Genomic DNA, 13564 nt, shown 5'->3' with positions numbered 1-13564 from the left:
ATACTTTTTCTTATGTTTTGACATATGCGCATAATACGTATAAAATAAAAGGGGGGAGAGTAGTTGTGCCAAAAACTGGGAAAGAGCTAGCTAAAATAGCAATTTCGAAAGGATGGAAAGAAGTTCGTGTAAAAGGAAGCCATCATCAATTCAAAAAAGATGGAAAAGTTTATATTGTTACAATACCAATTCATGGTAATAAGGTCGTTGGAGCAGGCTTAGAGAGAAAAATTCTTAAAGATTTAGATTAGAGGAGGTAAACTGATGTTAAAAACATATCCTGCAATTTTTCACAAAGAAGAAGGCGGAAGTTTTTGGGTAGAATTTCCAGGATTCGGTGGTGGAACCGAAGGTAAAGATATCGAGGAAGCTATGAAGAATGCTCGTGAAATGCTTGAGAGTTCGCTAGCTGCGTATCTAGATGAAGGACTTACTCTTCCAAAAGTTATTGATATGAGTGAGCTAACCGTTGATGATGGCTTCATTACTCTGATTCAAGCTGATCCTTCACCGTATTTAAAAAAGACAAAAGCTATTCGTAAAAATGTTACAGTACCAGAATGGTTGGTCAGATTAGCTGACCGTGAGCAGGTAAACTATTCTGAGGTTTTAACAAAAGCTTTGGAGAAAAAGTTGCAACTATAAGTTTTAAGATTGTTCAGGAACGTTGAAAAATCAAGGCTTTTAAGGTATAATAAAGCTAATATTATGGAGCTATTCGAGGCTGAAGTCTGGCTGAGACAAATGGCGCGATTACGAAATTTCGTGAGAAAAATTGGTCCACGAGGGTTTTAGAGCTGTGCTGTTTCGAATGGTTCCAAAACTCTTACTGTCTCTGGCTAGCTTCGCTATTAGTTTTAGAGCTGTGCTGTTTCGAATGGTTCCAAAACCAGCGTTTAGAGTGTCTGCTGAGCGCACATTGTTTTAGAGCTGTGCTGTTTCGAATGGTTCCAAAACAGCAGATTGGTAAGATGACACATCAATAAAAGTTTTAGAGCTGTGCTGTTTCGAATGGTTCCAAAACCTCAAACAGCGCACGCGACTCATGGTTTGAGTTTTAGAGCTGTGCTGTTTCGAATGGTTCCAAAACCAGTTCATCTTCATCATCTGGTGGAACAGAGTTTTAGAGCTGTGCTGTTTCGAATGGTTCCAAAACTTATTAAATTTAAAAACGACTGTGGCTACTCTGTTTTAGAGCTGTGCTGTTTCGAATGGTTCCAAAACCTATTGACCCGACTAATTTCACGACTAATAAGTTTTAGAGCTGTGCTGTTTCGAATGGTTCCAAAACCTCATAAATCTCTTTGCCATAAATGTCTTTAGTTTTAGAGCTGTGCTGTTTCGAATGGTTCCAAAACCTATCAATTGAACGAAGTGACAACACTGAAGTTTTAGAGCTGTGCTGTTTCGAATGGTTCCAAAACACAGCTATAGACGTGTTCATTTTTTTAAATGTTTTAGAGCTGTGCTGTTTCGAATGGTTCCAAAACGGTGGCCTATGAATCATCGGAGGGATATAAGTTTTAGAGCTGTGCTGTTTCGAATGGTTCCAAAACGTTGTCACTAGTCTGCGCTTCATGTCCAAAGTTTTAGAGCTGTGCTGTTTCGAATGGTTCCAAAACTTGAAACACGTTTTAATTTTAGGTATGACCGTTTTAGAGCTGTGCTGTTTCGAATGGTTCCAAAACGAATTACAATTCATCTATTTTGAGACTTGCAGTTTTAGAGCTGTGCTGTTTCGAATGGTTCCAAAACATTGACAAACGATGAAATTGACCACTATATGTTTTAGAGCTGTGCTGTTTCGAATGGTTCCAAAACTATGATAATTTCAGCACATTCATTACAATAGTTTTAGAGCTGTGCTGTTTCGAATGGTTCCAAAACTCACCTGAAGTCCAAGCTCCAGAACCTTTCGTTTGAGAGCTGTGCTGTTTTGAAAAATTCTCTAACTAAAACTTTAGTTAAAATCACTTTCAATGTTTTTCAAAAGTTTTCTTTTATGGTAAAATTGAAAGTGAATTTATTTTAGTTAGATAGGTTGGATTGTTTACATGGAAAAAACTTTCTTTATGATTAAACCAGATGGCGTGAAACGCGGACTTGTTGGTGAAGTACTTAAACGTATTGAACGTCGTGGTTTCAAAATTGAAAAATTAGAAATGCGTATGGCAACTCCTGAGTTGTTAGAAAAACACTATGAAGACTTGGTTGACCGTCCATTCTTCCCACTAATCGTTGACTTTATGACAAGTGGTCCAGTGATTGCTGGTGTTATGTCAGGAGAAGAAGTGATTACTTCTTGGCGTACAATGATGGGTGCAACAAACCCGAAAGAAGCTCTTCCAGGAACAATCCGTGGTGATTTTGCTCAAGCACCAGCTGAAGGCGCTGCAACATTTAACATCGTTCACGGTTCAGATTCACCAGAATCAGTAGAACGCGAAATCGCCCTTTGGTTTGGGGAATAAAATAATTAAATAAGGAATCATTCGGAGCTGAAGTCAGGCTGAGACAAATGGCGCGATTACGAAATTTCGTGAGGAAAAATGGTCCACGAGGTTTTAGAGCTGTGCTGTTTCGAATGGTTCCAAAACTTTCAATTTCATCAACACTTTCCACTTCATGTTTTAGAGCTGTGCTGTTTCGAATGGTTCCAAAACCACCTAAAACTGACATTACTGCAGGAAATCGTTTTAGAGCTGTGCTGTTTCGAATGGTTCCAAAACCCGTCAATGTATGAAGTGTTATGTTTAAAAGTTTTAGAGCTGTGCTGTTTCGAATGGTTCCAAAACCGTCAAGAGTTGATGGAAATTGCAGGCGAGGTTTTAGAGCTGTGCTGTTTCGAATGGTTCCAAAACGACTACACCTGCGTGGGACGATCCCTATGGGTTTTAGAGCTGTGCTGTTTCGAATGGTTCCAAAACTGTTATTAGGTATTTCATTATCTTAGCTCCGTTTTAGAGCTGTGCTGTTTCGAATGGTTCCAAAACCGTCAAGAGTTGATGGAAATTGCAGGCGAGGTTTTAGAGCTGTGCTGTTTCGAATGGTTCCAAAACAGTAGCTAGGTGGCTTAAAACCAGCGTAGGGTTTTAGAGCTGTGCTGTTTCGAATGGTTCCAAAACAGTAGCTAGGTGGCTTAAAACCAGCGTAGGGTTTTAGAGCTGTGCTGTTTCGAATGGTTCCAAAACCAGACCATATGCCGTGCATTTATTTAATTCGTTTTAGAGCTGTGCTGTTTCGAATGGTTCCAAAACTAACGGCATTCAAGGGAATGCAGATGGTATGTTTTAGAGCTGTGCTGTTTCGAATGGTTCCAAAACAAGCAAATTTGTATAGTATGATTCGAGCGAAGTTTTAGAGCTGTGCTGTTTCGAATGGTTCCAAAACTATCAATGATTCCTTGCATGCGTTTGTTAGGTTTTAGAGCTGTGCTGTTTCGAATGGTTCCAAAACTGAAATCAAGTCAAACGTAGCTCAACTGCTGTTTTAGAGCTGTGCTGTTTCGAATGGTTCCAAAACTTAAATACAGGCTTGCAAGCTAAGGTTTCAGTTTTAGAGCTGTGCTGTTTCGAATGGTTCCAAAACGAGCAAACGATGAAGCTCTATACATACGTTGTTTTAGAGCTGTGCTGTTTCGAATGGTTCCAAAACTGTTTTAGCGTGCGTAGTGCATAGGCCTTCAGTTTTAGAGCTGTGCTGTTTCGAATGGTTCCAAAACATGTCAAATGAACTTAACAAGAAAACTGCTGTTTTAGAGCTGTGCTATTTCGAATGGTTCCAAAACTTGTGGCTACTAAATATGAATATAACAAAACCCCACCTAGTTCGTCACTGGGTGGGGTAATCTATATGGGTCATAGGTTTGCTAGGTTAGATTGGCTTAGTCGTTCAAGTGGTCTATGGCAGACTGAGCTTCTTCGGCGGTGAATTTTGCGCCGTCTTCAGAAGTGAGTTGTTCGTAGATTTCATCTGATGACAAGTCTAGTGTTTTTTTATAACTTTTTGCTTTTTCCAAGGCAGCTTTTTTATAGTCTAATTTGGCATGGTCGATAGCGTACTGAGCTTGCTCAGCAGTAAATTTATCGCCATTTTCGTTAGACAATTGGTCGTAGATGCCTTGTTTTGACATGTGCATAATCTTATAATAGCTCTTTGCTCTTTTTAGCGCAGCCTTTTTGTAATTAGCTTTCAAATGGTCAATGGCATACTGAGCATCTTCGGCAGAATATTTTTCAACATCTGATGTCAATTGGTCGTAAATGTCTAATTTTGACATGTTCATGAGCTTGTAGTACTTTTTAGCCTTGCTGAGAGCTTTTTTCTGGCTACTAGTCGCTGCAGCGTAGACGACATGAGGGTGCGAGACAAGTGGCGGACTGGTAATGAAAAAACTAGACAATCCTAATAGTGCCAAAGCACAGGCAATAATCATTGTTCTCTTTTTCATGATGTTCTCCTTATCAACGGTTAAGTGTGTAAGATAGGATAATACAGTTTAAAATGAAGTGTGGAAGTAAGTTATTTGTCTAATTTTCACTTAAATGATAGCGTTTTATTTATAAAATGTAAAGAAATTTGCGGTTCTTTTTAATAAGTGATTTTCCTTGCTTTTATCGCTTGTTACAAACTTTTTATAGCACCAGTGGTGTTTATTTGTTATAATAGAAATAATGAATAATTGTATAGGATTATAGATAGATGGATATTCAAGAATTAAAAAAACGACAAGAAAAGATTCGCAATTTCTCAATTATTGCGCATATTGACCACGGGAAGTCAACTTTGGCTGACCGTATTTTGGAAAAAACGGAAACTGTCTCTAGTCGTGAAATGCAAGCTCAACTCTTGGATAGCATGGATTTGGAACGTGAACGTGGTATCACAATCAAATTGAATGCGATTGAGTTGAATTACACAGCTAAAGATGGTGAAACTTACATTTTCCACTTGATTGACACACCAGGGCACGTTGACTTTTCATATGAAGTGTCTCGTTCACTTGCAGCTTGTGAAGGTGCTATTTTGGTTGTTGATGCGGCACAAGGTATCGAAGCTCAAACACTTGCCAATGTGTATTTGGCACTTGATAATGACTTGGAAATCTTGCCAGTTATCAATAAAATCGATTTGCCAGCTGCTGACCCTGAACGTGTTCGTCAAGAAATCGAAGATGTTATTGGACTTGATGCGTCAGAAGCAGTACTTGCTTCAGCAAAAGCTGGTATCGGGATTGAAGAAATCCTTGAGCAAATCGTTGAGTACGTACCAGCGCCAGCAGGTGATGTTGAAGCACCACTTCAAGCACTTATCTTTGACTCAGTTTACGATGCTTATCGTGGGGTTATTCTTCAAGTTCGTATCGTTAATGGTATGGTAAAACCTGGTGACACTATCCAGTTGATGTCTAATGGTAAAACATTTGATGTCACTGAAGTGGGTATCTTCACACCAAAAGCAGTGGGTCGTGATTTTCTAGCAACTGGTGATGTTGGTTATATCGCAGCATCCATTAAGACTGTAGCAGATACTCGTGTCGGTGATACGGTAACGCTTGCTAACAACCCAGCAGCAGAACCACTTCACGGTTATAAACAAATGAACCCAATGGTGTTTGCTGGTCTTTACCCAATCGAATCAAATAAATACAATGACCTTCGTGAAGCTCTTGAAAAACTTCAATTGAACGATGCTAGTCTTCAATTCGAACCAGAAACGTCACAAGCGCTTGGTTTTGGTTTCCGTTGTGGTTTCTTGGGACTTCTTCACATGGATGTTATCCAAGAACGTTTGGAACGTGAATTTAACATTGATCTGATTATGACAGCACCATCCGTTGTCTACCATGTTAATACGACTGATGGCGATATGCTTGAGGTGTCAAACCCGTCTGAATTCCCAGACCCAACTAAGGTTGCAAGCATCGAAGAACCATACGTTAAAGCACAAATCATGGTTCCACAAGAATTTGTCGGAGCTGTTATGGAACTTGCTCAACGTAAACGTGGTGATTTTGTGACAATGGATTACATTGATGAAAATCGTGTTAATGTCATTTACCAAATCCCACTTGCTGAAATTGTCTTTGATTTCTTTGATAAATTGAAATCATCAACACGTGGTTATGCAAGCTTTGATTACGAAATTTCAGAATACCGCAAATCTAAATTGGTTAAAATGGATATTCTGCTTAACGGAGATAAAGTCGATGCGCTTAGTTTCATCGTTCACAATGAATTTGCCTATGAACGTGGTAAATTAATCGTTGAAAAATTGAAGAAAATCATTCCACGTCAACAGTTTGAAGTGCCAATTCAAGCAGCTATCGGTCAAAAAATCGTGGCTCGTTCAGATATTAAAGCTCTTCGTAAAAACGTGCTTGCAAAATGTTATGGTGGTGACGTTTCTCGTAAACGTAAATTGCTTGAAAAACAAAAAGCAGGTAAAAAACGTATGAAAGCTATCGGTTCAGTTGAAGTGCCACAAGAAGCCTTCTTGTCAGTACTTTCAATGGATGATGAAAGCAGTAAAAAATAAATCATTAAACAGCTGAATTTTCAGCTGTTTTTCTACTTATTTCAGCCATAAAAAGAGAATAATTAGAGAGTTGTGCAAATTTTCAGTATTTTTATGGTACAATAGATTAAAAATGAAATCGTGGGAGAGTTGTATGAAATTATTGACAAATGTGTCACAATTACAAGGAACCTTACGTGTTCCTGGCGATAAATCAATTAGCCACCGTTCAATCATGTTTGGAAGTCTTGCTGAGGGAACAACGACTATTCGCGATATTTTGCGTGGCGAAGATGTTTTGTCAACGATGCAAGTTTTTCGTGATTTGGGTGTAGATATTCAAGACGATGGTGAGCTTGTTACCATTACAGGTGTTGGTTTTGACGGACTTAAAGCACCAAAAAATAAATTGAATATGGGAAATTCTGGAACATCAATTCGCTTGATTTCTGGTGTGTTGGCTGGGCAAGATTTTACTGTTGAGATGTTTGGAGATGATAGCTTGTCAAAACGCCCTATGGACCGTGTGACGATTCCGCTTCGCCAAATGGGTGTTGAGGTTTCAGGTCAGACTGAGCGTGACTTACCACCACTTACTATGCATGGTAGCAAAGCTTTAAAACCAATTCACTACCAACTTCCTGTGGCATCTGCTCAGGTCAAGTCAGCACTTATCTTTGCTGCTTTGCAGGCAGATGGCGAATCAGTCATCATCGAAAAAGAGAAGACTCGCAATCACACCGAAGATATGATTGTTCAATTTGGTGGGAAAATTGATGTCAATGGCAAAGAAATTCGCATCAAAGGTGGTCAAGAATTCACTGGTCAAGATGTGGTTGTGCCAGGTGACATCTCATCAGCAGCTTTCTGGCTCGTTGCAGGGCTTATTGTCCCAAATGCAAAAGTGATATTGAAGAATGTTGGTATCAATGAAACGCGAACTGGTATTCTTGATGTTATTAAAGCGATGGGCGGCAAGATGACGATTTCAGATGTCGATGACATCGCAAAATCTGCGACAATTACCGTTGAAACTTCTGAACTTCGTGGTACTGAAATCGGTGGTGAAATCATTCCACGTTTGATTGACGAATTACCGATTATTGCTCTTCTGGCGACTCAAGCAAATGGCACGACTGCGATTCGTGATGCAGAAGAATTGAAGGTCAAAGAAACTGATCGTATTCAGGTGGTTGCGGATGCTCTTAATGCAATGGGCGCTAACATCACACCAACAGATGATGGCATGATTATCAAAGGAAAAACACCGCTTCATGGTGCTAAAATCAATACTTTTGGTGACCACCGCATTGGCATGATGGCAGCAATTGCTGCGCTTTTAGTGTCAGATGGTGATGTTGAGTTGGAACGAGCAGAAGCAATCAATACAAGTTACCCAAGCTTCTTTAATGATTTGGAGGTGTTGTCACGTGGCTAGAATTATTATCGGATTTATGGGCTCAGGTAAGTCAACGATTTCATCACTTTTAGATAAAGATTATATCGATATGGATGCTTTGATTACGGCGCGCATTGGCATGTCGATTGCTGACTTTTTTGAAAAAGAAGGCGAAGCAAAATTCCGTGAGATTGAGTCTCAAGTGCTAGCAGAGTTGGTTAATTCTGAGCATGTCATTTCCACTGGTGGCGGTGTTGTGATTAGTCCTATTAACCGTGACATTTTGGCAAAAAATGGTGAGACGATTTATCTTAAAGCTGATTTTGACACGCTTTATGACCGTATCAAAAATGATACGAAAAATATGCGTCCGCTATTTATCAATAATAGCAAAGAAGCATTTAAAGCTATCTTTGATGGGCGTAGAGAAATGTATGAGTCAGCAGCTAATCGCATTATCGAAGTCGCTGGAAAAACACCAGAAGAAATTGTTGAGGAAATCGGATGAAAGTTGGCTACCTAGGACCGAGCGGTTCTTTTACGCATAATGTTGCTGTTAAGGCTTTTCCAGATGACGAGCGCATGCCATTTGCCAACATTACAGAAGTGATTAAGTCTTATGAAGAAGGTGTCGTGGATTATGCCATTATTCCAGTTGAAAATTCAATTGAGGGCTCTGTCCATGAAACGCTTGATTATCTTTATCACCAAGCCAATATTGAAGCAGTTGCCGAGATGATTCAGCCGATTAAGCAACAGCTTTTAGCAACGTCACAGGATAAAAAAATCGAAAAGATTTTTTCACACCCTCAGGCTATTGCTCAGGGAAAGAAATACATTAAAGTACATTATCCAAATACTCAAATCGAAATGACAGCAAGTACTGCTTATGCCGCGCGTTATATTGCAGAAAATCCTGATGAGCCATACGCAGCCATTGCTCCAGCAGCAGCGGCAAAAGAGTATGGTCTTGTGATTATCGCAAAAGATATTCAAGAAATGGATGAAAATTACACGCGCTTTTGGCTACTTGGACGCCAAAATCCTGTATTTGATTTGCCTAAGTCTCAGCAAAAACTGTCTTTAGCTATCACTTTGCAGGATAATTTGCCTGGTGCGCTTTATAAAGCTCTGTCAGTCTTTGCTTGGCGTGGGATTAATTTGACAAAAATCGAAAGTCGTCCCTTGAAGACAGCTCTTGGAGAATATTTTTTCATTGTTGATGTAGACAATTCAAACGAAGCTTTAGTCGCATGTGCTCTTGAGGAGCTGCAACTTTTAGGCATTGACTACAAAACTCTAGGCAATTATGATGTTTACAAACTATAATATTAAAAAAACACCTGCAAATCAGGTGTTTTTTGATAGTATTGTGCCCAAAGTAGCAAGCGCTGCCATTTTTTAGTATAATAAGAATATAGTCGTTTCGTTAAACTTGTACTGACTTTAGTTAGCTAGAATGAAAGAGTGGGATATGGCAAATAATAGATTAAGTCGACATGAAGAATTAAGGTATCAATATCTTTTGGGCAATTTAGAATATCTGAATGCTCAACAAAAAGAAGAGTTTGATTATCTTTATCAGAAAAAATTGATGAGCATGCAACAGCCATCAAATTACTCTTCGTCTGCCTATAACGAAACATATGATGACCAGTATGACGATTATGGCTATTACAATGATTATAATAATGATTACTATGATGATTATGAAGATAGCGCTGCTTATGTAGATTATGATGATTATTCTGGCTATGATAGCTATGATAATCAAGTAACTTCACAAGGTTTGCCTAAATATCCAAAGTTTGAAAAAGTTTCACGTCCTAAGCGTAAACATCAAAAAAAGCCAAAAAAGTCTAAAAAGAAGAAATGCAAAAAACGTTTGAAACATTTTTTACAATTTTTTGCCATGCTAATCGTTTTGGTTATGGTAGGAATGATTTACATGTTTTTTCATGGGGTAAAAGAAGTCTCAAGTGGTGAGACGAATTATTCAGCAGCTGTTACTGAGCCTTTTAATGGACAAGATAGCAAAGATGGTACTAATATTTTGATTCTTGGAAGTGATAAGCGAATTTCTCAAGGGTCATCAGATGCCAGAACAGATACCATTATGGTTTTAAATATCGGCAACAAAGAAGGAAAAGTAAAGCTAGTTAGCTTTATGCGCGATACTCTTGTCAATATTAACGGTGTCAGCTATAACGACTATGCTAATGACCAAAAATTAAACGTTGCTTTTAATATCGGCGAACAAGATGAGGGTCAAGGTGCAGAGTTGATGCGACAAACATTGAAGGATAATTTTGATATTAATATCAAGTACTATGTCATGGTCGAGTTTGAAACCTTTGCCGAAGCAATTAACACGCTTTTCCCTAATGGTGTTGACATCGATGCCAAATTTGGTACGGTTGATGGTCAAGAAGTGTCCTCTGTGGAAGTGCCTGATGATCTTAATATGCGAGCTGATGGAACCGTTCCAAACCAAACCATTGAAGTCGGAGAGCAAAAGATGGATGGCAGGACTTTGCTAAATTATGCGCGTTTCCGTAAGGATGATAACGGAGATTATGGACGTACACAGCGCCAGCAACAAGTTATTTCAGCAATCGTCAGCCAGATTAAAGAACCGTCAAAACTCTTTACTGGTTCAGCTGCAATCGGAAAAATTTATGCTCTTACCTCAACTAACGTTTCTTATCCATTTCTTGTAAAAGAAGGTTTGGGTGTAGTGACGAGTGGCAAAAAAGGCATTGAGCAAAAGACAATTCCTGAAGAAGGGGATTGGACAGATGATTATGACATGTATGGCGGTCTAGGTATTTCGATTGATTTTAATAAATATCAAGAAGAGTTGAAAGAACTAGGCTTACGCTAGATGAGATATGATATAATAGAGAGGCAGTTATGCTTCTCTTTTTTTGAGAAAAGTAACCGAATGAGAATTGATTATTAGAAGCTTGAACTTTACAGGCTTGTTGAAAGGAAAATATGTTAGAAAAAAATAGCATTATTGAGGTTGAAATCACAGATTTATCACATGAAGGAGCTGGAGTAGCCAAGGTTGATGGCTTTGTCTTTTTTGTTGAAAATGCTCTTCCAGGTGAAAAAATAAAGATGCGCGTCTTGAAAGTGAAGAAAAATATTGGATTTGGTAAGGTTGAGGAATACTTGACAATTTCTGAACACCGCAATCAAGATTTGAATGTTGACTATTTGCGTACAGGAATCGCAGATTTTGGTCACCTTGCGTATTCAGAGCAACTCAAATTTAAACGCAAACAAGTAGCAGATAATCTTTACAAAATAGCTGGTATTTCAGATGTTGAAGTGGCTGAGACACTTGGAATGGAGCACCCATACGCCTATCGTAACAAAGCGCAAGTGCCAGTTCGCCGTGTTAATGGACAACTGGAAACTGGTTTCTTCCGCAAACATTCACATGATTTGATGCCAATTTCTGATTTTTACATTCAAAATAAAGAGATTGACCGCTTGATTAATTTCACACGTGATTTGCTTCGTCGTTTTGACCTCAAACCTTATGATGAAAAAGAGCAAACTGGTTTGATTCGTAACTTGGTCGTTCGTCGTGGATATTATTCTGGTGAAATGATGCTTGTTTTTGTCACAACACGTCCGAAAATTTTCCGCATCGAACAAATCATTGAAAAAATTGTTGCTGAATTTCCAGCCGTAAAATCAATCGTCCAAAATATCAACGATAAAAATACCAATGCGATTTTTGGTAATGACTTTAGAACACTTTATGGAAAAGATACGATTGTTGATAGCATGCTTGGCAATCAATATGAAATCTCAGCGCGTTCATTCTATCAAGTGAACACTGAAATGGCTGAAAAACTTTACCAAACTGCTATTGATTTTTCAGATTTGACGGCTGATGACATCGTGATTGATGCCTATTCTGGTATTGGAACAATCGGGCTTTCATTTGCGAAAAACGTCAAAGCAGTTTATGGTGTTGAAGTGATTGAAGAAGCGGTTGAAGATGCTAAACGCAATGCTGCACTTAATGGCATTACTAATGCGCATTATGTAGCTGATTCGGCAGAACATGCCATGGCGACATGGAGCAAGAATGGTATCAAACCAAGCGTTATTTTGGTTGACCCACCACGTAAAGGCTTGACAGAAAACTTTATCAAAGCAAGCGTAGCCATGCAACCAGAAAAAGTCACTTACATCTCATGTAACCCAGCAACTATGGCGCGTGACATCAAACTTTACCAAGAACTTGGCTACAAACTCCAAAAAGTACAACCAGTAGATTTGTTCCCGAACACGCACCATGTTGAGACGGTAGTTCTTCTTTCCAAGGGAGAGATATCCGAGTAGAAATATCAGAGTAGAATTTCCTCTTGAGGATATGGATATCACTTCTCTTCGCGGAAAGGCTACCTATGATCAAATCAAAGGTTATATTGAGGAACGCTTCGGAATGAAGGTTTCCACGCTCTATATTTCACAGATAAAACGTAAATGTGGTCTGGAAGTTGGAGAAAGCTACAACAAGTCAAAGAATGAGGATTCAAAAGTTCCGGTATGTCCTCCGGAAAAAGAAATGGCAATTATGGATGCATTGAAGCACTTTGGAATAATTTGATGGTGAGATAAATTTTAAGTTAATGCGGAGGTTGCGAATATGAAGTACAAATATACAGTGTTGTTTGGAATACTGTTCGGTGTATTAATGAGTGTTTTGTGGGGGACCGTATTTTCAAGCAGTTTAGGAGCTACTGGCTACAGTGTCGGTATTGCATTCGGTGTTGCATTTGCGTGCTGTGGTTGCCTTCTTGGATATTCAATCGATAAGAAAAATAACAAGAAGGATGAGTAAGAAATTTGAATTTGTGGAGGAAAAAAGATGCAAAACTTTGGTTTGTCAATGTTGTATTTTTGGATTAGTTATATTATTGTTACTGTGATTGGTATTTTACATACCGTTTTCAACATATACGTATTAAAAATGAAACCCATGGATGAAAACGGTATGGGTGAAGGATATGAAAAAACAAAGCCATGGCATCCACTGTATAATATCGTATTATTTTCACTGTTTGGATGGTTATATATGAAACATCTTTCTATACCATCGTTTGCTGAATCATTGATAACAGGGGCGATATGGGCTTGTATTTGTATTGTATTTGACGTTTTTGGATGGGTTATTATAAAGCATCCATGGAGTTTGTCTTTTAAAGAGTTCTATATTGACTATCAGCCATGGATTACGCTGATTTACGTTGCCATATTTGCTGGACCTGTTATCGGGTACCTGATAACAATGGTCTAAGTGATAAATTCTAGTTTGCAGAGATAGACAAATTTGAATTCGTTATGCTAAATTCCGATTTTAATGACATAGGAGCAATAAGGATATGAAGAAATTTTATGAAAAAAGTGAGATATGGTTTGCTGTAATGTGGATAATCATATATGTCGTTGTGATGGGAAATTTAAGAAATAATTTTGGCGATGACAGTGTTTTATCATTTGTTGGGCTCTTGGCTATTGCGACCGTTATTACATGCTTTATTTTTAAGAATAAGCTTGGAGAAAAATATGGATTTGTCAAGGTGAAAGATTATAAACGATATTTATTCTTCATACCATTTATCA

13 protein-coding genes, 1 pseudogene and 2 CRISPR repeat arrays are annotated in these 13564 nt (G+C 38.5%); of the genes and pseudogenes, 13 read left to right on the top strand and 1 reads right to left on the bottom strand.

Annotation, left to right across the window (positions count from 1 at the left end; translation table 11 throughout):
• Positions 1-65: 65 nt before the first annotated feature.
• The 3 genes from HMPREF0819_RS03690 to ndk all read left to right on the top strand — a co-directional run bounded on the left by HMPREF0819_RS03690 (position 66) and on the right by ndk (position 2471).
• Entirely contained in the window at positions 66-251 is a 186-nt protein-coding gene (locus HMPREF0819_RS03690) for a type II toxin-antitoxin system HicA family toxin (protein ID WP_044023309.1), read from the top strand.
• Between the two features lie 13 nt (positions 252-264).
• On the top strand, positions 265-645 hold the full coding sequence (locus tag HMPREF0819_RS03685; protein ID WP_004232472.1) for a type II toxin-antitoxin system HicB family antitoxin: 381 nt from the start codon (positions 265-267) through the stop codon (positions 643-645).
• 143 nt (positions 646-788) lie between these two features.
• Positions 789-1887: direct repeats of the CRISPR family, unit length 36 nt; unit sequence GTTTTAGAGCTGTGCTGTTTCGAATGGTTCCAAAAC.
• A gap of 167 nt (positions 1888-2054) precedes the next feature.
• The gene (gene ndk / locus HMPREF0819_RS03680) at positions 2055-2471 is read left to right on the top strand and encodes a nucleoside-diphosphate kinase (protein WP_004232469.1); all 417 of its coding nucleotides are present in this window, start codon (positions 2055-2057) and stop codon (positions 2469-2471) included.
• Positions 2472-2560: 89 nt separating this feature from the next.
• A CRISPR array of direct repeats spans positions 2561-3787; the repeat unit is 36 nt; unit sequence GTTTTAGAGCTGTGCTGTTTCGAATGGTTCCAAAAC.
• A 96-nt stretch (positions 3788-3883) separates the two neighbouring features.
• On the opposite strand, the gene HMPREF0819_RS03675 is transcribed toward ndk, so the two are convergent.
• Positions 3884-4450, bottom strand: coding sequence for an Ltp family lipoprotein (locus HMPREF0819_RS03675; protein ID WP_004232462.1), 567 nt, complete (start codon positions 4448-4450; stop codon positions 3884-3886).
• 251 nt (positions 4451-4701) lie between these two features.
• Between HMPREF0819_RS03675 and lepA the strand changes: the two genes are divergently transcribed.
• From lepA to HMPREF0819_RS09050, 10 genes and pseudogenes are all read left to right on the top strand, one after another.
• Positions 4702-6537: a translation elongation factor 4 gene (gene lepA, locus HMPREF0819_RS03670; protein WP_004232461.1), complete on the top strand. Its 1836-nt coding sequence runs from the start codon at positions 4702-4704 to the stop codon at positions 6535-6537.
• A 133-nt stretch (positions 6538-6670) separates the two neighbouring features.
• Positions 6671-7954, top strand: coding sequence for a 3-phosphoshikimate 1-carboxyvinyltransferase (gene aroA / locus HMPREF0819_RS03665; protein ID WP_044023308.1), 1284 nt, complete (start codon positions 6671-6673; stop codon positions 7952-7954).
• Positions 7947-8423: a shikimate kinase gene (locus HMPREF0819_RS03660; RefSeq protein WP_004232457.1), complete on the top strand. Its 477-nt coding sequence runs from the start codon at positions 7947-7949 to the stop codon at positions 8421-8423. Before aroA ends, HMPREF0819_RS03660 begins: the two co-directional genes overlap by 8 nt.
• Positions 8420-9244, top strand: a complete 825-nt coding sequence (gene pheA / locus HMPREF0819_RS03655; RefSeq protein WP_004232455.1) for a prephenate dehydratase — start codon at positions 8420-8422, stop codon at positions 9242-9244. The genes HMPREF0819_RS03660 and pheA overlap by 4 nt, the downstream gene beginning before the upstream one ends.
• Positions 9245-9389: 145 nt before the next feature.
• The gene (locus HMPREF0819_RS03650; RefSeq protein WP_044023307.1) at positions 9390-10799 is read left to right on the top strand and encodes an LCP family protein; all 1410 of its coding nucleotides are present in this window, start codon (positions 9390-9392) and stop codon (positions 10797-10799) included.
• 113 nt (positions 10800-10912) lie between these two features.
• Positions 10913-12280, top strand: coding sequence for a 23S rRNA (uracil(1939)-C(5))-methyltransferase RlmD (rlmD, locus tag HMPREF0819_RS03645; RefSeq protein WP_004232451.1), 1368 nt, complete (start codon positions 10913-10915; stop codon positions 12278-12280).
• A gap of 31 nt (positions 12281-12311) precedes the next feature.
• Entirely contained in the window at positions 12312-12548 is a 237-nt protein-coding gene (locus tag HMPREF0819_RS03640) for a hypothetical protein (protein ID WP_004232449.1), read from the top strand.
• Positions 12549-12635: 87 nt separating this feature from the next.
• Positions 12636-12782, top strand: coding sequence for a hypothetical protein (locus HMPREF0819_RS03635; protein ID WP_155106385.1), 147 nt, complete (start codon positions 12636-12638; stop codon positions 12780-12782).
• A 27-nt stretch (positions 12783-12809) separates the two neighbouring features.
• On the top strand, positions 12810-13238 hold the full coding sequence (locus HMPREF0819_RS03630; RefSeq protein ID WP_004232445.1) for a hypothetical protein: 429 nt from the start codon (positions 12810-12812) through the stop codon (positions 13236-13238).
• A gap of 85 nt (positions 13239-13323) precedes the next feature.
• Positions 13324-13564, top strand: a pseudogene (locus HMPREF0819_RS09050) (hypothetical protein); the annotation flags it as partial.

Source organism: Streptococcus equinus ATCC 9812 (assembly GCF_000187265.1).
GTDB lineage: Bacteria > Bacillota > Bacilli > Lactobacillales > Streptococcaceae > Streptococcus > Streptococcus equinus.
Note: the sequence above shows the minus strand (reverse complement) of the source record. Positions and strands in the feature narration are given on the sequence as shown.